Source organism: Achromobacter sp. Root565, from assembly GCF_001427425.1.
Taxonomy (GTDB): Bacteria; Pseudomonadota; Gammaproteobacteria; order Burkholderiales; family Burkholderiaceae_B; genus Achromobacter; species Achromobacter spanius_D.
In genome coordinates, this window is record NZ_LMGO01000001.1 from 1,112,201 (window position 1) to 1,131,597 (window position 19,397).

The window sequence follows — 19,397 nt, forward strand, 5'->3', positions numbered from 1 at the left end:
CGTCCACATTGGGGCCACGCATGCTCTCGCTGAACACCCACCCGTCCGGCCGGCATTTCCTGCAGATTCCCGGACCCACCAACGTGCCCGACCGGGTCCTGCGCGCCATCGACCTGCCTACCATCGACCACCGCGGACCCGAGTTCGGTGAGCTCGGCAAGGCGGTGCTGTCCGGTCTTAAACATGTTTTCCAGACCGAGTCGCCCGTTGTGATCTTCCCGGCGTCGGGCACTGGCGCGTGGGAGGCGGCGCTGGTCAATACGCTGTCGCCGGGCGACCGCGTGCTGATGGTCGAAACCGGCCACTTCGCCAGCCTGTGGCGCAAGCTGGCCGGGCGGCTGGGGCTCGAAGTGGACTACATCGAAGGCGACTGGCGTCATCCGGTCGACGCCGGCGTGATTGGCGAGCGGCTTTCGGAAGATGCGCAGCACCGCATCAAGGCGGTGTGCGTGGTGCACAACGAGACCTCCACCGGCGTCACCAGCGACGTCGCCGCGGTGCGCGCCGCGATCGACCAGGCCGGTCATCCGGCGCTGCTGATGGTCGACACGATTTCTTCGCTGGGCTCCATCGACTACCGCCACGACGAATGGGGCGTGGACGTGACGGTGGCGGGTTCGCAGAAAGGGCTGATGCTGCCGCCGGGCCTGTCGTTCAACGCGGTGGGGCCGCGCGCGCTGGCGGCGGCCGAGACCGCGCGCCTGCCGCGGTCGTACTGGGATTGGCGCGAGATGCTCGGGCCCAATGCGAAGGGCTATTTTCCGTACACGCCGTCGACCAATCTGCTGTACGGCCTGCATGAAGCGCTGGCCATGCTGGCGGCCGAAGGCCTGCCGCAGGTGTTCGCGCGGCATGAGCGCCATGCCCGTGCCACGCGGCTGGCGGTGGCGGGCTGGGGGCTGGAACTGCTGAGCGCGGATCCGGCCGCGCATAGTCCGGCCTTAACCGCCGTGCTGATGCCCGAGGGCCACAGCGCCGACGCGCTGCGCAAGGTCATCCTGGACCGCTTCGATATGTCGCTGGGGCAGGGGCTGGGCAAGCTGTCCGACCGCATCTTCCGCATTGGCCATCTGGGCCACTTCAACGATCTGACGCTATGCGGCACGCTGGCGGGCGTGGAGATGGGGCTGGCCGCGGCCGGCGTCCCGCACCGCCCGGGCGGGCTGCAGGCGGCCATGGAATACCTGACCCGCGCGCCGGAACGTGCGGGGCAATGAACACACAACAACGAGGGAACCGATGAATACGCTCATGCAGCAGGCGATCCAGTTCGCCAACGACCACGAATCGACCTGGGACCGCAGCGTCAAAGGCAATTTCGGCGTGCACCTGAACGATCCGCCGCCCTGGAACCGCCTGCTCGGCCCCATCCATGACCGCGGGCCGGTGTCCGGCGTGGTGGTGGTCGACGGAAAGACCGTGGCCGAGTGGGGAGAGCCGGACCGCGCCGACCTGACTTTCAGTGTCGCCAAGCTGTATCTGGCCATCCTGGCCGGCGTGGCGCATGACCGCGGCTTGCTGCCGGATGTGGACGAGCCCGTCGGCAAGCGCGTGCCGGGCATCGGCTTTGACGAAGGCCGCAACGCGTCCATCACGTGGCGCCATCTTCTGCAGCAGACCAGCGACTGGGAAGGCGAGCGCTTCGGCGTGTCGGACCAGGCGGACCGCTACCGCGCCGTCACCTTCGGCGTGCCGCCGGACGGCAAGAAGGGCGATGCGCGCCCGTTGCAGGAACCCGGGACCTATTGGGAATACAACGACGTCCGCATCAATCAGCTGTCGTACGCGCTGCTCCATCTGTTCCGCAAACCGCTGCCGGAGGTGTTCCGCGAGGCCGTCACGCGGCCTATTGGATGCAGCGAAGACTGGCAATGGGTCGGCTACGACAACGCCTGGGTCGAGATCGACGGCCAACGCATGCCGTCGGTGCCAGGCGGCTCGCACTGGGGCGGCGGCATGTCCATCAGCGCCAAGGATCAGGCGCTGATTGGGCAGATGCTGCTGAACGACGGTCAGGCCAATGGTCAGCAGATTCTGTCGCGCGAATGGCTGCAGGCCATGCGCACGCCCTGCGACATCGCGCCGTACTACGGATACCTGATCTGGCTGAATCACGAGGGCAAGGTGTTTCCCAGCGTGCCTTCGTCCAGCTTCTTCGGGGTTGGCGCGGGCAGCTCGTTCACGTGGGTGGAACCCGAACGCAAGATGGTCGTGATCGTGCGCTGGCTGAATTCGGCCCATGCGGATGCGCTGTTCGGGAAGATCCTGGCGGCGGTGGATGCGGGTGTCTGACACCAGCGTTACGAGGCCGGTGTCTGACACCTCTGCTGCAGGTGTCTGACACCCTTACGCGTTGACCGTCAAGGTGGGACGGCGCTGCTCGGGTGTCTGACACCGACATCAACACCCGCTGCAGGTGTCTGACACCCTTACGCGTTGACCGTCAAGGTGGGACGGCGCTGCTTGGGTGTCTGACACCGACATCAACACCCGGGTTTTGCGGCATGTCAGGTTTTTTCGGGCAAGATGTGGCGTTCGCGTTCGGCCGCGCAGTGCCGCGCGGCCACGCCTCACACCCTTATCCGATCAAGGAACCACGCCATGAATTACCGCCGACTGGGAACCAGCAATCTCCGGGTCTCGCCGCTTTGCCTGGGCACCATGATGTTCGGGGAGCAGACGCCCGACGACGAGGCCGCGCGCATTGTCGCATCGGCGCGTGATCATGGCTTGAATTTCATCGACACCGCCGACGTCTACAACGAAGGCCGGTCGGAAGAGGTCGTGGGCAAGCTGCTCAAAGGCCAACGCCACGACTGGGTGCTGGCCAGCAAGATCGGCAATCCCGTCGGCAAGGGACCGAACCTGGCGCACTACTCGCGCCAGTGGCTGACCCGCGGCGTGGAGCAGAGCCTGTCGCGCATGGGCACGGATTTCATGGACATCCTGTACCTGCACCGCGACTACCACGAAGAAAACCTGGAAGAAGCGCTGTGGGCGCTGGGCGACTTGATCCGCGCGGGCAAGCTGCGCAGCTTCGGGCTGTCGAACTTCCGCGGCTGGCGGATCGCCGAAGTGATGCGCCTGTGCGAAAAGCTGGGTGTGCCACAGCCGGTGGTGTGCCAGCCGTACTACAACATGCTGAACCGCGGGCCGGAAGTCGAGATCCTGCCGGCGTGCAAGCATTACGGGCTGGGCGTGGTGCCGTATAGCCCGATCGCGCGTGGCGTGCTGACGGGCAAGTACCTGCCGGGCCAAGCGCCCGCGGCGGATACGCGCGCCGGACGCGGCGACCGCCGCATCCTGGCCACGGAATTCCGCGAGGAATCGCTGCAGATCGCGCAGAAGCTGGTGCAGCACAGCGCCGCGCGCGGCGTGCTGCCGGGCCACTTCGCCACCGCCTGGGTGCTGGCCAATCCGGTCATCACCGCCGTCATCGCCGGCCCGCGCACGCTGGCGCAGATGGACGACTACTACGCGGCGCTGGACGTGACGATCACGCCCGAGGACGAATCCGTGGTGAACGAGTGGGTGACCCCGGGCCACGCATCGGCCCATGGCTACAACGATCCGAGCTATCCGTTTTACGGGCGCCCGGTGACGGCGGCATAAATAGGCGCGGGGCCACGCCCCGCGTCACTTGCACAACCGCAGGCTAGGCCGAGATGCCATGCAGCATCATCTGTTCGGCCACCTGCGCGATGCCCATGCGCGCAATCCGGCCGCGCCGCTCGGCATCCACCATGCTGGTGATGATCCCGATCAAGAGTTCGCTGAGCGCGGCGGCGGTCATGTCCACGCGGAATGCGCCCTCGCGCTGACCGCGTAGAAAGAACGCATCCAAGGTTTCCTGATAGCCGGACCAGCTGTTCATGATGTCCGGCTCCAGCTCGGTGTCGGGCTTCCAGTTGTAGATCAGGAACGCCGTCAATTCCTTGTGCGCCAGGTGCTGTTCGATCAGGCTGCGCAGCGCCGTGCGGGGCGGGGCGGTTTCCAGGTGCGAGTCCGCCAGCGCCTGCTTCATGACCTGCGCGCAATGCGTCATCAGGCGCAGCACCAGTTGATCCCGCGTCTTGCAGAACCGGTACAAGGTCGCCTTGCTGACGCCAACGGCCTTGGCCAGCTCCTGCAGGGTCGCCCGCGGCTGATCCACCATCGCCAGCGCCAGCGCGACGAGCAGCCGTTCGTGGCCGGTCTCTTCAGACATTGCCTCCTCCCCATTTGTGGTTATCCCTGGGCCGGTATTGGATCATGGGCGATTCACTTTGTACAAACTTCCGCGGATTTATCAAGTAAAGACTTGTTAGCCGTCAAATTTAAGCCTAAAAGCAGCAAATGAATCAATATTGATTCAAATCGTTCTTTCAGGTAGCATCAGCGTCTCTTTGAATTCAGAACGCGCAGCGCGGGGGTGGTAAATGATGGTGAACAAAGCATGGCGGCTGCCCCTGGCGGTGTTGACGACCGCAATCCTCCTGGCCGGTTGCGGCGGGTCCGATAGTGGCGAACCGCAGGCTGCGGAACCGCGTCCGGTGCAGGCGCTTGCCGTGCAGCCGCAGCGCTACACGTTGACGAGCGAACTGCCCGGCCGGGTTGAGCCCATGCGCGTGGCCGAGGTCCGGGCCCGCGTGGCCGGCATCGTGCTGAGCCGGGACTTCGTCGAAGGCGCCGACGTCAAGGCAGGCGATGTGCTGTTCCGCATTGATCCGGCGCCGTTCAAGGCGGCCTTGTCGCGTGCGCAGGGCGAGCTGGCCAAGGCGCAGGCCGCCGTGTCCGACGCGCAGGCCGTGGTCAAGCGCTATACGCCCCTGGTCAAGATCGAAGCCGTCAGCCAGCAGGACTTCGACACGGCCAACACCACACTCAAGAGCGCGTTGGCCGCGCGCCGTTCGGCGCAGGCCGACGTCGAGACCGCTCAGCTCAACCTGGACTACGCCACCGTCAAGGCGCCCATCTCGGGCCGCATCGGACGCGCGCAGGTGACCGAAGGCGCGCTGGTGGGCCAGAACGAAGCCACGCCGATGGCGACGATCCAGCAACTGGACCCGGTGTACGTGGACTTCAACCAGCCCGTCGGCGACATGCTGCGCATGCGCGCCGCCATGCAGGACGGCAGCCTGGGCGAAGGCGAGGGCGCCCGCATCGCCATCACGATCGACGGCACCGATCAGCAGCGCGAAGGGCGCCTGCTGTTCTCGGACATTGCCGTGGATCGCAGCACCGGCCAGGTGGCCCTGCGCGGCGAGTTCGCCAACCCCGACGTGCTGCTGCTGCCCGGCATGTATGTCCGGGTGCGCACGCATCAGGGCGTGGATCCGGAAGCGATCCTGGTCCCGCAGCGTGCGGTCACGCGCAGCACCGATGGCAAGCCGCAGGTGATGGTGGTCGGGGCGGATGACGTCGTGGAATCCCGCGCGGTGCAGACCGGCACGATGCGTGGCGGCGATTGGCACATCACCGAGGGCTTGGCCGCCGGCGACCGGGTGATCGTGGGCGGCGTCAGCGCCGCGGTGCCCGGCCAGAAAGTCAGCGTGACGCCCGTGAACGAGTCCAAGGTGGCCGCCGCCGGCGATGCCGCCGCGTCCGCCAAGCCATAAGCGGCCCTCATGAATCGCGCGCAAATCCGAGGTTAGACCATGTCCAAGTTTTTCATTGGCCGCCCCAATTTCGCCTGGGTGGTGGCCATCTTCATCTCGCTGGCGGGGCTGCTGGCGATTCCGTCGCTGCCCGTGTCGCAGTTCCCGGTGGTCGCGCCGCCGCAGGTGACGATTGCCGCCACCTATCCCGGCGCCTCCGCGACGGTGCTCGTCGATTCGGTGACCAGCGTCATCGAGGAAGAGCTGAACGGCGCCAAGAACATGCTGTACTACGAGTCGTCCAGCAGCTCAAGCGGCAGCGCCGAAATCACCGTCACGTTCCAACCCGGCACGGACCCGGACCTGGCGCAGGTGGACGTGCAGAACCGCATCAAGAAGGCCGAGGCGCGCCTGCCCACGGCCGTGACGCAGCAAGGTCTGCAGGTTGAGCAGGCCAGCTCGAACTTCCTGATGATCTACGCCCTGACCTACAAGGGCGAGGACGCGCACAAGGACGTGGTCGGGCTGTCCGACTACGCCGCGCGCCACATCAACAACGAGATCCGCCGCGTGAACGGCGTGGGCAAAGTGCAGTTCTTCGGCGCCGAAGCCGCCATGCGCGCGTGGATCGACCCGCAGAAGCTGCTGGGCCTGGGCTTGTCGGTGGCCGATGTCAACGCGGCCATCGCCGCGCAGAACGTGCAGGTGCCGGCCGGCAGCTTCGGCAGCCGTCCCGGCGCGCCGGAGCAGGAGCTGACCGCGACGCTGGCCGTGAAGGGCACGCTGGACAATCCCGAGGAATTCGGGCGCATCGTCCTGCGCGCCAACCCGGACGGCTCGTCCGTGCGCCTGGCCGACGTGGCGCGTCTGGAAGTGGGACGCCAGAGCTATGACTTCGAAACGCGCCTGAACGGCAAGAAGTCGGTGGGTGCAGCGGTGCAGCTTGCGCCGGGCGCCAACGCCATCGACACCGTCAAGGCCGTGAACGCGCGCCTGGAAGAATTGTCGGCCTCGTTCCCCGAAGACGTTGAATATTCGGTGCCGTTCGACACGTCCAAGTTCGTCAGCGTGGCCATCACCAAGGTGGTGCACACGCTGCTGGAAGCGATGGTGCTGGTCTTCCTGGTGATGTTCCTGTTCTTGCAGAACTTCCGCTACACGCTGATCCCGACCATCGTGGTGCCGGTGTGTCTGCTGGGCACCTTCGCGGTGATGTCCGTGCTGGGCTTCTCGGTCAACATGATGACGATGTTCGGCATGGTGCTGGCCATCGGGATTCTGGTGGACGACGCCATCGTCGTGGTCGAGAACGTGGAACGCATCATGGCCGAGGAAGGTCTGTCGCCGCGCGAGGCCACGGTCAAGGCCATGGAGCAGGTGTCCGGCGCCATTGTCGGCATCACGCTGGTGCTGTCGGCCGTGTTCCTGCCGCTGGCCTTCATGAGCGGCTCGGTCGGCGTGATCTACCAGCAGTTTTCGCTGTCGCTGGCGGTGTCGATCCTGTTCTCGGGGTTCCTGGCCCTGACGTTCACGCCGGCGCTGTGCGCCACGTTTCTCAAGCCCATTCCGAAGGGCCATCACGACGAAAAGAAGGGCTTCTTCGGCTGGTTCAACCGCGTCTTCAACCGCCTGACGGGCCGCTTCGAGGCGCTGAACACGCGCCTGGTGCGCCGCACGGGCCGCTACATGGTCATCTACGCGGCCATCGTCGCCGTGCTGGCCGTGCTGTACGTGCGCGTGCCCGAATCCTTCGTTCCGCCGGAAGACCAGGGCTACGTCATCGTCGACGTGCAATTGCCGCCGGGGGCGACGCACATGCGCACCGACAAGGTGGTGGCCGACGTCGAACAGCACCTGCTGTCGCTGGACGCCATGGGCGATGCCTTCACCGTCATGGGCTTCAGCTTTTCGGGCACCGGCCAGAACGCGGGCATCGCGTTCCCCACGCTCAAGGACTGGTCCGAGCGCGGCAGGGGCCAATCGGCCACCGACGTGGCCGACAGCGTGAACGCGAAATTTGCGGTGATCGACGACGGCGCGGTGATGGCCGTCAACCCGCCGCCCATCGAAGGGCTGGGCAACTCGGGCGGCTTCGCGCTGCGGCTGCAGGACCGCGGCGGCCTGGGCCGCGCGGCGTTGACCGACGCGCGAAACCAGCTGCTGGCGCAGGCCAACAGTTCGCCCGTTATCGCCTACGCCATGATGGAAGGCCTGGCCGACGCGCCGCAGTTGCGCCTGGACATCGACCGCGAGAAGGCCGAGGCGCTGGGCGTGGGCTTTGACGTCATCAGCACGGCGATCTCGGCGGCCTACGGCTCGGCCACGGTCAATGACTTTGCCAACGCGGGACGCCTGCAACGTGTGGTGGTGCAGGCCGACGTGCGCGACCGCATGACGCCGGAAAGCATCCTGCAATTGAACGTGCCGAACAAGACGGGCGGCATGGTTCCGCTTAGCGCGTTCGTCAAGACGGACTGGGAGAACGGCCCCGTGCAGATCTCCCGCTACAACGGCTATCCGGCCTTCAAGATCGCCGGCGACGCGATGCCCGGCAGCAGCACCGGCCAGGCGATGGCCGAGATCGAGCGCATCGTGGCGGGTCTGCCGGATGGCATCGGCTACGAGTGGACGGGCTTGTCGTACCAGGAGAAGTTCGCCGGCTCGCAGGCGCCCATGCTGTTCGCGCTGGCCTTTCTGGTGGTCTTCCTGCTGATGGTCGCGCTGTATGAAAGCTGGTCGATTCCGGCGTCCGTCATGCTGATCGTGCCGATCGGCGCGCTGGGTTCGGTGCTGGCGGTGACGGTGCTGGGCATGCCGAACGACGTGTACTTCAAGGTGGGGCTCATCACCATCATCGGCTTGGCGGCCAAGAACGCCATCCTGATCGTGGAATTTGCCAAGAGCCTGCGCGAGCAAGGGCATTCCCTGGCAGACGCCGCCATCCAGGCCGCCAAGCTGCGCTTCCGTCCCATCGTCATGACGTCGCTGGCGTTCATCCTGGGGGTGGTGCCGCTGGCGCTGGCCACCGGCGCGGGCGCGGCCAGCCAGCGCGCGCTGGGCGTGGGTGTGATCGGCGGCATGCTGACCGCCACGCTGCTGGGCGTGATCTTCGTCCCCATCTTCTTCGTGTGGGTGCTGTCGCTGGTGCAACGCAAGCGGGGCAAGGCCTCGCCCACGGCGACGCCCACCCCCGACGCCACGCCGCGCACGGCGCAGGAGTAATTCATGTTGCAGACCTTCTTTCCCTTGCGGATGTCCGCGCTGCTGCTGACCGCGGCGCTCGCAGGCTGCTCGCTGGCGCCGGTCTATGAACGGCCGGCGTCCCCGGTGGGCGATCACTGGAGCCTGGCGTCAACTGGCCCCGGCGAATCCGCCGCGGCGACGCTGGACTGGCAGTCCTTCGTCACCGACGACGCCTTGCGCAAGCTGGTGGAACTGGCGCTGGCCAACAACCGCGACCTGCGCCAGTCGCTGCTCAACATCGAGGCGGCCCGGGCGCAATACCAGATCACGCGCGCGGACCGGCTGCCCGGCATCAAAGCGCAGGGCACGGGCACGCGCCAACGTGTTCCCGGCGACCTGAACGCCACCGGCGAGTCGGCGGTGCAAAGCAGCTACCAGGCTGGCCTGGGCCTCACGGCATTTGAACTGGACCTGTTCGGGCGCGTGCGCAGCCTGTCGGACGCCGCCCTGCAGGAATACCTGTCGACCGAGGCCACGGCGCGCAGCGCGCAGATCAGCCTGGTGGCCGAGGTGATCCAGGCCTATGTGGCCCGCGACAGCGCGCAGCGCCGCCTGGATGTCACCCGCCAGACGCTGGCCAGCCGCGAGTCGTCGCTGGCGCTGATCGTCAAGCGCCGCCAGGCGGGCACGGCCACGGCGCTGGACTATCAGGAAGCCCTGGGCCTGACCGAACAGTCGCGCGCGGAAATGGAACGCATGGACCGCGAAGTCCGCCAGGCCGGCAATGCGCTCGGCCTGCTGGTGGGGATCAGCGACCTGTCGCCGTACCTGCCGGTGCGCACGGCCGATGCCCCGATGCTGGTGCAGGAGATCGCGGCGGGCGCGCCGTCGGCGCTGTTGGAAAACCGGCCCGACATCCTGGCCGCCGAGCATCAGTTGCAGGCGCGCAATGCCAGCATCGGCGCGGCGCGGGCGGCGTTCTTTCCCAGCATTTCGCTGACCGGGCTGTTCGGCAGTTCCAGCGCGGACCTGTCGGGCCTGTTCGAATCCGGCCAGCGGGCCTGGTCGTTCACGCCGCAGATCACGCTGCCGATTTTTTCCGGCGGACGCAATGTGGCCAATCTGGACCTGGCCAGCGTGCGCAAGGACATCGCCGTGGCGCAGTATGAAAGAACCATCCAGACGGCGTTTCGCGAGGTGTCCGACGCGCTGGTGGCCACCGAGACGCTGCGCCGCGAAGAAGCGTCGCGCCTCGCGCTGGCGCAGTCCAGCCAGATCGCCATGCAGTTGTCCGAGGCGCGCTATCGCGGCGGGGTCGACAGCCACCTGCGCTATCTGGACGCGCAGCGCAGCGCCTACACGGACCAGATCACCTACATCGACGTCAGCGCGCAGCGCCAGGCGGCGCTGGCGACCCTGTTCAAGGCGCTGGGGGGTGGCTGGCCGGCCCTGCAGCCGCCGCAGGCGGCGCTGGACTGAGCGGGGCGGGCAGCGCGGGTCTGTTGCACGCTGAACCGTCCCGCGGCCCGCCGTCCGCCTACGCCTTGCGCAGCCCGGCCCGCTGCATGGACGGCTGGCCCGCGCCGTCCAGCTCCACCGGCTGCTTGCCGCGCCCGATCAGCCAGGCGCAGAACGCCGACACCACGCCCGCGAACAGCACGTACAGGCAGATCAGCCATGGCTGCCCGCCGCCGGTCTTGAGGAGAGCCGTCGCGATGATGGGTGTGATGCCCGACGCGAAGATTCCCGAGAACTGGTAGACAAAAGAAATGCCGGTGTAGCGGACCTTGGCGTCGAAGAGCTCGCAGAACAGCGCGGCCTCCGGTCCGTAGATGGCGGCATACAGGATCCCGAACGGAATGATGATGGCCAGCCAGATCAGCATCACATTGCCGCCGCTGTTGATCATCATCCAGAAGCCGGGGAAGGACGCGGCGGCGGTGATGAGCGATCCCCAGAAGTACACGCGCGTGCGGCCGATGCGGTCGGACAAGCGGCCGAAGAACGGGATGAAAAAGCACATCACCAGCGCCGCCGCCATCACCCCGATCAGCGCCTCGGTCCGCGTAATCTTCACCGACTGCGTCAGGAACGAGATCGAGAACACGCCAAAGACGTTGAAGAACACGCCGTCGATATAGCGCGCGCCCATGCCCTTGACGACGTTGCCGGGATAGCGCCGCATCATGTCCATGAACGGGATGCGGCTTTCGGCGTTCTGCGCCTTGACCGCCGTGAACTCCGGCGTTTCCTTGATGTTGAGCCGGATGTACATGCCCACGGCCACCATGGCTGCGGACGCCAGGAAGGCGACGCGCCATCCCCACGCCATGAATTGCTCGTCGGTCAGCAGGACGGACAGCAGCGCGACCGTGCCGGAGGCCAGGCACAGCCCGATCGCCAGTCCGATCTGCGGCAGCGACGCATAAAAGCCTTTTTTCTCCGGCGGCGCGTACTCATAGGCCATGAGCACCGCGCCGCCCCATTCGCCGCCCAGCCCGATTCCCTGAAACACGCGCAGCAGAAGCAGCAGGATCGGCGCCCAGATGCCGATCATCTCGTACGTGGGCACCAGACCGATCAGGAAGGTGGCGATGCCCATGATCATCAGCGTCATCACCAGCATGCTCTTTCTGCCGATGCGGTCGCCGAAGTGGCCGAAGATCAGCCCGCCCAGCGGCCGCGTGACGAAGCCGACGGCGAAGGTCGTGTACGCCAGCATGGTCGAGACCAGCGGGTCGCCGGTCGGAAAGTACAGCTTGTTGAATACGATGCCGGCGACGACGCCATACAGGAAAAAGTCGTACCACTCGATGGTGGCGCCGATCAGCGAGGCGGTGACGACTTTGCGCACCGCCGCTTCGTTTTGCTTGGCCATGTCCAGTCTCCTTTGGTGGGTCGGCCAGGCAATCTGCGCTGCCGCGGCCGGGTCTGTCTGCGATATGGATTTCCTAACCGGGGTCCGTCATTTCCATCCGGGCGGGCGTGCGCACCGTCTGCGTGCGCGCCTGCCGCACGTCTTGCAGCATGAAATCCGCCGCGCGCTCGGCCAGCATCACGACCGGCGCGTTGGTGTTGCCCGAGACCAGCGTGGGCATGATCGAGCAATCCACCACGCGCAGCGCCGACACGCCGTGCACGCGCAGGCGTTCGTCGACCACGGCCAGCGGATCGCTGCGCGGCCCCATCTTCGCGGTGCCTGACGGATGGAAGATGGTCGCGCCATATTCGCGGCAGAAGTGCAGGATCTCGTCGTCCGTTTGCACGTCCGCGCCGGGGCGGAATTCCCGTTTCATCAGGCCGGCCAGCGGCTCGGTCGCGGCGACCTGGCGCGCATACCGGACGGCGGCGACCGCCATGCGGCGGTCCAGGTCCGTCGACAGGTAGTTAGGCAGCATGGACGGCGCGTCGAACGGGTCCGTGCTGCGCAGGCGCACCCGGCCGCGCGAGGTCGGCCGCAACTGGCACACCGAATACGTGCAACCCGAAAACGGATGCACCGTGCCGCCCGCCATGTCGGCCGACAGGGTCGCGAAATGGAACTGGGTGTCGGGCGTGCGGCTGGCCGGATCCACGCGGCAGAACAGGCCGCCCTGATTGATGCCCACGGCCAGCGGACCGCTGCGCAACAGCAGCCATTGCAGTCCCATGCGCAACCGGCCGGTCAGGCTGCGCAATTGGTCGTTGGTGGTGATGGGCCGGGTGGTCTCGTAGATCAGGCGGACCTGCAGATGGTCCTGCAGGTTTTCGCCCACGCCCGGCAGGTCGCGCACGACGCCGATGCCGAACTCGCGCAGCACGCTGGCCGGGCCGACGCCGGATAGCTGAAGCAGTTGCGGCGATTGCAGGGCGCCCGCGCACAGCACGACTTCGCGCCGGGCGCGCAGTGTGCGGACCTGGCCGCCTTGCCGGTAGCGCACGCCGCAGGCGCGGCTGCCTTCGAACAGCACGGCCATCGCGTGCGCGTCGGTCTCGATGCGCAGGTTGGGGCGGTCCTGCGCGGGGCGCAGGTAGGCCACGGCGGTGGAGCAGCGGCGGCCATTGCGCGTGGTGAGCTGGTAATAGCCCACCCCCTCCTGGTCGCCGCTATTGAAGTCGCGCACGTGCGGCACGCCCAGCTTGCCTGCGGCTGCGATCAGCGCTTCCACCAGCGGGTGCGGCGTTTTGATCGATGTGGCGTTCAGCGGACCCTGCGTGCCGCGGGTGGGGCCGGGGCCCAGATCGTTGTTTTCCAGCTTGCGGAACCAGGGCAGGCAGTCGTCCCAACTCCAGCCCGTGTTGCCGGCAGCGGCCCAGGCGTCGTAGTCCTGGCGCTGCCCGCGGATGTAGATGAGGCCGTTGATGGCGCTGGAACCGCCCAGCGTGCGGCCGCGCGGCCAGTAGATGCGCCGGTCCAGCATGTTGGGATCCGGATCGGTGTAGAAGCCCCAGTTCACCACCTTGTGAAACATCGTCTTGCCGTAGCCGATGGGGATGTGGATCCAGGGATAGGTGTCTTTCGGTCCGGCCTCCAGCAGGCACACCGTGTGCGCGCCGTCCGCACTCAACCGGTTCGCCATCACGCATCCGGCCGAGCCGGCGCCCACCACGATGTAATCGACGGTATCGGACATATCCGCGCGGTCTCCCTTATATTGTTCGGCAGGTCCGACCGGCTCGCGCTCCGCAATGCGGACCAGGCCGGCATCTGAGGCGATTCTAGGAAGCGCGCGCACAGAACAAAGCACAACACGCGCTGGGGCAGACAAATGGAACAGAACATGCAGCTTCGGTTTCAAAATCGCAGTGCAGCATCGGAACCGGCGGCCGACGGCCGGTCCGATGACCCGGGCGCGCAGCAGGAGGCCGCCCGTTCGCTGCGGGCGTTGCTGGTGCTGGATCACCTGGCCCGGGCACAGCATCCGCCTACGCTGGCGCAGCTTGCGCAGCGGCTCGACATGCCCAAGACCACGCTGATGCGCCTGCTGGCGGCCATGCAGCGCGCGGGCTTTGTTGCCGCCACACCCACTGAAAACGGTTTCGTGCCGGGTCCGCAGGCCACATCACTGGCGCTGGCCACGCTGCGCGCCAGCGCCTTTACCCGGGCGTGCCGCGCGGTGCTGACCAAGCTGGTCGGCACCCTGGGCGAAACGTGCAACCTGACCGCGCCCGACGGCGACCAGGTCGTCTACATGGAGCGCGTCGAGACGTCCGAGCCCCTGCGCCTGTTCTTTGCCGTGGGCAGCCACGTGCCGATGCACTGCACGGCCAGCGGCAAGCTGTTTCTGGCCTCGATGAATCGCCTGGAGCGCACCCGCGTGCTGGCGCGCCTGCCGCTTACGCGCAATACGCCGCGCACGCTGACCGACCCGGCCAAGCTGGAAGCCGAACTGGAGCGGCTGGCCGTGCGCGGCATCGGCATCGATAACGAGGAGTTCGTGCGCGGCATGAGCGCGGTGGCGGTGCCGGTGCGCGATGGCGAGGACCGCGTGGTGGCGGCGGTGGCCTGCCACGCGCCGACTGCGCGAGTGATGCTGGACGATCTGCTGCGCGCGGTGCCGGTGTTGCAAGGCGCGGCGCAATCGCTGCACGACGTGCTGGCGGCGCACCGGCCGGGCGGTTAGGAAGGGTGCGGGGCGCTCAATGGCTCATGCGGCCGCCGCTTACCATCCAGCGCGTGCCATACCGGTCGACCAGCGCGCCGTAGGCTTCTGCCCAGAACGTCTTTTTCAGCGGCATCGTGACGCTGCCGCCCTCGGCTAGGTGGTCGAATACGCGGTGCGCGTCCGAGACGGTGGGATACACGAGCGCCAGCGCCACGCCCCGATTGCCCGGGTAGGGGTGGCCGGCGGTGGCGTCGCTGCCCAGCAGGGTCTGTTCGTCCAGCGTCAGGCGGGCGTACATGATGCGCCCGGCGTCCTCGTCCGATAGCGCCGGCATGGCGGCATCGGGCGGCGCATCGGCGTAGCGGATCAGCGCATCCAGGCGGCCGCCCAGCACGCGTTCGTAGAAGCGCATGGCCTCGGCGCAATTGCCGTCAAAACTGAGATACGCGGATAACTGGGGCATTATGGCTCCGTGCGAGGTGGGGGGCGGCGGGTCCGCATGGCCAAGGCGGGCGGCGCGAGCCTATGATGGGAGTCTGATCCGTTAACGGCCGGGAGACAATCAATGCAACTAGGAAGCTGCCACTGCGGACAGATCGCCTATGAAGTCGATGGCGATGTGTCCCAGGTGCTGGAATGCAATTGCTCGCACTGCAGCCGAAAGGGCTACCTGCTGTGGTTCGTGCCGCGCGCGGCCTTGCGCATCACGTCGTCCACCCAGGCCATGTCCACGTACACCTTCAACAAGCACGTGATTTCGCACCATTTCTGTGCCAACTGCGGCTGTGCGCCATTTGGCTTTGGCGTGGGTGCCGAAGGCAAGGAGACCGCGGCCGTCAACGTGCGCTGCTTGCAAGACGTGGACCTGACCTCGCTGACCCGCATTCCGTACGACGGCCGCAACACCTGACCGGTCGGCTGCGGTCCATGATAGGTCAAAGCGGGTCCGCCGCGGCGCCGCGGGGCCGTAACGCGTTTATTCACAATGGAGAGGGACAATGAGCACGGTAAGGCTGCTGAGCGATGACGAGATCCGCAGAAATCCCGAGGCATGGGCGGTGTTCGAGGACATCCGCGCCACGCGCAAATCGGACTTCGTGAACAATTTCTGGCGGGCGCTGGCCAACGATCCGCCGCGGATGCGCAGCGTCTGGGAGCAGCTCAAGACAGTGATGATGGCCGAGGGCGAGCTGTCGCCGCTGGTGCGCGAAATGATCTACATCGCCGTGTCCACCGCCAATGGCTGCGCGTATTGCGTCCATTCCCATACGGCCTCGGCCCGGGCCAAGGGCATGACCGATGGCCAACACGCCGAACTGCTCGCGGTGATGGCGATGGCGTCGCAGACCAACGCGCTGGCGACGGCGCTGCAGGTGCCGGTGGACGATGCCTTCCACGTGAAATGACCAGGAGGCGGCCATGTCGCTGATTCCCTTGTTTCCGCTTTCCAACGCGCTGTTTCCCGCGGGCGTGGTGCATTTGCGCATCTTCGAGGTCCGCTACCTGGACATGATCCGCCGCAGCATCGCCGACGATACGGAGTTCGGCATCGTGGGCCTCCTGGCCGGCGGCGAGGTCCGCTCGCCCGAAGGCGTCGAGACGCTGTCACCCGTGGGCACCATGGCGCGGGTCGAATCCTGGGAGGCGCCCATGCCGGCCTTGCTGGAAATCCGGTGTCGGGGAACCTCGCGCTTTCGGCTGCGGTCCAGCGAGGTGGCAAAATACGGCCTTTGGATGGGCGAGGCCGAGCCCATCCCCGACGACCCGCCCACGCCCGTGCCGGCGGCCATGCAAGCCAGCGCCGATGCGCTGGGCCGGCTGGTGGCGCAGTGGCAGCAGGACGGCGTGCCCGCCGAAAGAATGCCGCTGGCCCCGCCGTTCCGCCTGGACGATTGCGGCTGGGTGGCAAACCGCTGGTGCGAACTGCTACCGCTGCCCCCGGACGACAAGGCAACGCTGCTGGGCCTGACGGACCCCGCGGCGCGCCTGGGGGCAATCCAGGACGTGCTGCGCGGACAGGGGCTGGCGTAGGGCGCGGCCCGACTTTATTTGGACACCATGGAAATCAGAGTAGACGAAGGCCTGCGTGCCTATATAGACCCGCTGACCGAGGACGAACACGCCGCGCTGGAGCGCAGCCTGCTGGCCGAAGGCTGCCGCGACGCCCTCGTGCTGTGGGGCGACCTGCTGGTCGACGGCCACAACCGCTACGCGCTTTGCCGCAAGCACAACATCCCGTTCCAGACCATCCAGAACCCGCACTTCAAGTCTATTGAGGACGTGCATCTGTGGATGATCGAAAACCACCTGGGCCGTCGCAGCGTGTCGGACTTCCAGCGGGGCGTACTGGCGCTGCGCAAGAAGGAAATCCTGCTCGCGCGCACCGGTCCGGAAGAGGGCGCGGCCGCGGGTGACGGGGCGTCAGAAGGACCGCCGCCCGACGGCTCGGCCGCCGATGACTCGCCGCCCTGGGACGAGGACGCGCCCGGGGCCAGCGCCGCGCCGATGCGCGGCCATGCCAATCCGGACTGGAAACCGGCTGTCCCCAGCCGACAGGCGCTAGCGCGCGCCGCCCGCATCAGCAGCAATACGCTCGGGCAGATCGAAAAGATCCAGAAGTCCGCGGCGCCGGAATTGGTGCGCGCGGTGAAGGAAGGCGCCATCTCCATCAACGCCGCGGCGGCCGTGGCGTCGCTGCCGGCCGAACGGCAGGCCGCCGCCGTCGCCGGCGGGCGCAAGGAACTGCAGCAGGCCGCCCGCGAAGTCCGGCAGGCCAAGGCGCCGCCGCCGCGCGAGGCGCCGCCGGAAGAACCCATTGAAGACATCGCGGACATGCCTGCTGAGATCGCGCGGCTGCGCCAATTGCTGGCCAAGCTGACCGATGAGCGCGATCAGCTCAAGAAGAAGGTCATGCACCTGACGGTCGCGCTGTCCGAAGCGCGCGGTGCGTCGGGCGGGGATGATTGACGCGCGATGCAGGAATAAGGGATAACCCTTAAACCGCATAATCCACGAAAAAAATTCGTGGATCGATGGGAATTTATATCGTTTTGAGGAAAGGCTTGCGCGGCTTTGTAATGCAGGTTCGCTTCAACGCTTCCTGCATTCACACCTGACTTTCCTTATGAATCCCATCGGTTATCGCATTCTTTCCCGGCCCGCGCCGGCCGTCGCCGCTGACGTGCTGGCCGGTTTCGCCAGCATCGGCTCGGCCCAGATCAGCGACTGCATGAATCGCCTGTACGGCGTGTCGGGCCTGCGTCCGCTGCATAACGGCGCGCGCCGCACGGTAGGCGTGGCGCTCACCGTCAAGACACGTCCGGGCGACAACCTGATGATCCACAAGGCGATTTCGCTGGGCGGATCGGGTGACGTGATCGTTGTGGACGGCTCGGGCGACACCAGCAACGCGCTGGTGGGCGAACTGATGATGATGGACGCGCAGTCGCGCGGCATCGAAGGCTTCGTGATCGATGGCGCGGTGCGCGATGCGGACGTGTTCGCCCAGGGCGAATTCGGCTGCTTTGCCCGCGACGTGTCGCACAAGGGTCCCTACAAGGACGGCCCGGGCGAGATCAACGTGCCCGTGTCGGTCGGCGGCCAGGTGGTCAACCCCGGTGACGTGGTCGTGGGCGATGCCGACGGCGTGGTGGTGATTCCCGCCGAACACGCCAGCGCCGTGCTGGCATTGGCCCTGAAGAAAGAAGCCGACGAAGCCGTGGCGAAAGAAAAGCTGCGCGCCGGGACGTACACCAAGCCATGGCTGGAAAAGACGCTGGCGGAAAAGACGGGGGCGGCCAAATGAGCATCGTTGCCGACCGCATCAAGCGCATCAAGCTGTCGCCCAGCGTCGCCGCGCGCGCCATCATTGCCGAACTGCGCGAGCAGGGCCGCCGCATCATCGACCTGACGATTGGCGAACCGGATTTCTCGACGCCCGAACACATCCGCCAGGCCGCCACTGCCGCCATGAACCGCGGCGAAACCAAATACCCGCCGGCGCAGGGCACGGTTGCCCTGCGCAAGGCCGCAGCCGCCCATCTGCTGGAAGCGACCGGCGTGGAATACCCGGCGTCTCGCGTCATCGTCAGCACCGGCGCCAAGCAGGTGATCTTCAACGGCCTGGCCGCGACGCTGAACGATGGCGACGAAGTGCTGATTCCCGCGCCGTTCTGGGTGTCGTATCCGGACATGGTCCTGGTCAACGGCGGCGTGCCGGTGGCCGTGGAAACGTCGCCCGCCACCGATTACAAGGTGACGCCCGACGCCCTGGAACGCGCCATCACGCCGCGCACCAAGTGGCTGATGATGAATGCCCCCAGCAACCCGACGGGATCGGTCTACACCGCCGACGAACTGCGCGGCCTGACCGAGGTCCTTGCGCGTCATCCGCACGTCTGGCTGATGACCGACGACATCTACGCGCGCCTGAACTTCACCGGCGAGCCGACGGTGCATCCGCTGCAAGTGGCGCCGGAACTGGCCGCGCGCACGCTGGTTGTCAATGGCGTGTCCAAGGCCTATGCCATGACGGGCTGGCGTATCGGTTACGGCGCCGGTCCCGACGAACTGATCAAGGCGATGGCGATCCTGCAGTCGCAAAGCACGTCGGGCGCCTCGTCGGTCAGCCAGGCGGCCGCGCTGGAAGCCCTGACGGGGCCGCAGGACTGCGTTGTTGAATTCGCCAAGGTGTTCCGCGAACGCCGCGACCTGGCGATCGCTGAATTGTCCGGCGCGCCGGGCCTGGACATCGTCGTGCCGCAGGGCGCGTTCTATGTCTTTCCGGATTGCTCGGGCCTCTTGGGCAAGAAGACGCCGGCCGGCGACGTGATCGCCAGCGACACGGACCTCACGCATTACCTGCTGCGCGAAGCCGGCGTGGCGGTCATCGACGGCCATGCCTACGGCGCGCCCGGCACCTTCCGGTTGTCGTTTGCGGCATCGCTGGACGACATCCGGCAGGGATGCGCCGCCATCCGCGAGGCCTGCGCCAAGCTGGCCTGACGGCCACGCTTTCGCACCGATACGGCGTCATCGCCAGTCTGTACACCTA

The 19,397-nt window shown here is 66.8% G+C and carries 17 protein-coding genes; 13 read left to right on the plus strand and 4 right to left on the minus strand.

Annotated elements, in window-relative coordinates:
- Window positions 1–20 precede the first annotated feature (20 nt).
- The 3 genes from ASD71_RS04985 to ASD71_RS04995 all read left to right on the plus strand — a co-directional run bounded on the left by ASD71_RS04985 (window position 21) and on the right by ASD71_RS04995 (window position 3,612).
- Complete coding sequence (locus tag ASD71_RS04985; RefSeq protein ID WP_056566425.1) at window positions 21–1,217, plus strand: alanine--glyoxylate aminotransferase family protein; 1,197 nt, start codon at window positions 21–23, stop codon at window positions 1,215–1,217.
- 22 nt (window positions 1,218–1,239) lie between these two features.
- Window positions 1,240–2,292: a serine hydrolase gene (locus ASD71_RS04990; RefSeq protein WP_056560533.1), complete on the plus strand. Its 1,053-nt coding sequence runs from the start codon at window positions 1,240–1,242 to the stop codon at window positions 2,290–2,292.
- A gap of 309 nt (window positions 2,293–2,601) precedes the next feature.
- Complete coding sequence (locus ASD71_RS04995; RefSeq protein ID WP_056560536.1) at window positions 2,602–3,612, plus strand: aldo/keto reductase; 1,011 nt, start codon at window positions 2,602–2,604, stop codon at window positions 3,610–3,612.
- A 43-nt stretch (window positions 3,613–3,655) separates the two neighbouring features.
- Here the strand turns inward: ASD71_RS04995 and ASD71_RS05000 are convergent, their stop codons facing one another.
- Window positions 3,656–4,207, minus strand: coding sequence for a TetR/AcrR family transcriptional regulator (locus tag ASD71_RS05000; RefSeq protein ID WP_056560540.1), 552 nt, complete (start codon window positions 4,205–4,207; stop codon window positions 3,656–3,658).
- Between the two features lie 214 nt (window positions 4,208–4,421).
- Here ASD71_RS05000 and ASD71_RS05005 point away from each other — a divergent pair, with 214 nt between their 5' ends.
- The 3 genes from ASD71_RS05005 to ASD71_RS05015 are packed head-to-tail and all read left to right on the plus strand — an operon-like array spanning window position 4,422 to window position 10,238.
- Window positions 4,422–5,597, plus strand: coding sequence for an efflux RND transporter periplasmic adaptor subunit (locus tag ASD71_RS05005; RefSeq protein WP_056566428.1), 1,176 nt, complete (start codon window positions 4,422–4,424; stop codon window positions 5,595–5,597).
- A gap of 39 nt (window positions 5,598–5,636) precedes the next feature.
- Window positions 5,637–8,798 carry an efflux RND transporter permease subunit gene (locus ASD71_RS05010; protein WP_056560543.1) on the plus strand — a complete coding sequence of 1,054 codons (3,162 nt, stop codon included), beginning with the start codon at window positions 5,637–5,639 and terminating at the stop codon, window positions 8,796–8,798.
- 3 nt (window positions 8,799–8,801) lie between these two features.
- Window positions 8,802–10,238, plus strand: a complete 1,437-nt coding sequence (locus tag ASD71_RS05015) for an efflux transporter outer membrane subunit (protein WP_056560546.1) — start codon at window positions 8,802–8,804, stop codon at window positions 10,236–10,238.
- A gap of 58 nt (window positions 10,239–10,296) precedes the next feature.
- Here the strand turns inward: ASD71_RS05015 and ASD71_RS05020 are convergent, their stop codons facing one another.
- Together ASD71_RS05020 and ASD71_RS05025 are read right to left on the minus strand one after the other, a co-directional pair.
- A complete protein-coding gene (locus ASD71_RS05020; RefSeq protein ID WP_056560549.1) occupies window positions 10,297–11,637 on the minus strand; it encodes an MFS transporter in 1,341 nt (446 codons plus the stop codon).
- A gap of 73 nt (window positions 11,638–11,710) precedes the next feature.
- Complete coding sequence (locus ASD71_RS05025; RefSeq protein WP_056560553.1) at window positions 11,711–13,372, minus strand: GMC family oxidoreductase; 1,662 nt, start codon at window positions 13,370–13,372, stop codon at window positions 11,711–11,713.
- 135 nt (window positions 13,373–13,507) lie between these two features.
- Here ASD71_RS05025 and ASD71_RS05030 point away from each other — a divergent pair, with 135 nt between their 5' ends.
- The gene (locus ASD71_RS05030) at window positions 13,508–14,362 is read left to right on the plus strand and encodes an IclR family transcriptional regulator (RefSeq protein ID WP_056560557.1); all 855 of its coding nucleotides are present in this window, start codon (window positions 13,508–13,510) and stop codon (window positions 14,360–14,362) included.
- Window positions 14,363–14,378: 16 nt separating this feature from the next.
- On the opposite strand, the gene ASD71_RS05035 is transcribed toward ASD71_RS05030, so the two are convergent.
- Complete coding sequence (locus ASD71_RS05035; RefSeq protein WP_056560560.1) at window positions 14,379–14,807, minus strand: VOC family protein; 429 nt, start codon at window positions 14,805–14,807, stop codon at window positions 14,379–14,381.
- 102 nt (window positions 14,808–14,909) lie between these two features.
- Between ASD71_RS05035 and ASD71_RS05040 the strand changes: the two genes are divergently transcribed.
- From ASD71_RS05040 to ASD71_RS05065, 6 genes are all read left to right on the plus strand, one after another.
- Window positions 14,910–15,254: a GFA family protein gene (locus ASD71_RS05040; RefSeq protein WP_056560564.1), complete on the plus strand. Its 345-nt coding sequence runs from the start codon at window positions 14,910–14,912 to the stop codon at window positions 15,252–15,254.
- Window positions 15,255–15,342: 88 nt separating this feature from the next.
- Window positions 15,343–15,750, plus strand: coding sequence for a carboxymuconolactone decarboxylase family protein (locus ASD71_RS05045; protein ID WP_056560567.1), 408 nt, complete (start codon window positions 15,343–15,345; stop codon window positions 15,748–15,750).
- A 13-nt stretch (window positions 15,751–15,763) separates the two neighbouring features.
- Entirely contained in the window at window positions 15,764–16,375 is a 612-nt protein-coding gene (locus ASD71_RS05050; RefSeq protein ID WP_056560570.1) for an LON peptidase substrate-binding domain-containing protein, read from the plus strand.
- A gap of 27 nt (window positions 16,376–16,402) precedes the next feature.
- Window positions 16,403–17,311: a hypothetical protein gene (locus ASD71_RS05055; RefSeq protein ID WP_056560574.1), complete on the plus strand. Its 909-nt coding sequence runs from the start codon at window positions 16,403–16,405 to the stop codon at window positions 17,309–17,311.
- Window positions 17,312–17,468: 157 nt separating this feature from the next.
- On the plus strand, window positions 17,469–18,149 hold the full coding sequence (locus ASD71_RS05060) for an RraA family protein (RefSeq protein ID WP_056560576.1): 681 nt from the start codon (window positions 17,469–17,471) through the stop codon (window positions 18,147–18,149).
- Complete coding sequence (locus ASD71_RS05065; protein ID WP_056560579.1) at window positions 18,146–19,348, plus strand: aminotransferase class I/II-fold pyridoxal phosphate-dependent enzyme; 1,203 nt, start codon at window positions 18,146–18,148, stop codon at window positions 19,346–19,348. The genes ASD71_RS05060 and ASD71_RS05065 overlap by 4 nt, the downstream gene beginning before the upstream one ends.
- Window positions 19,349–19,397 lie beyond the last annotated feature (49 nt).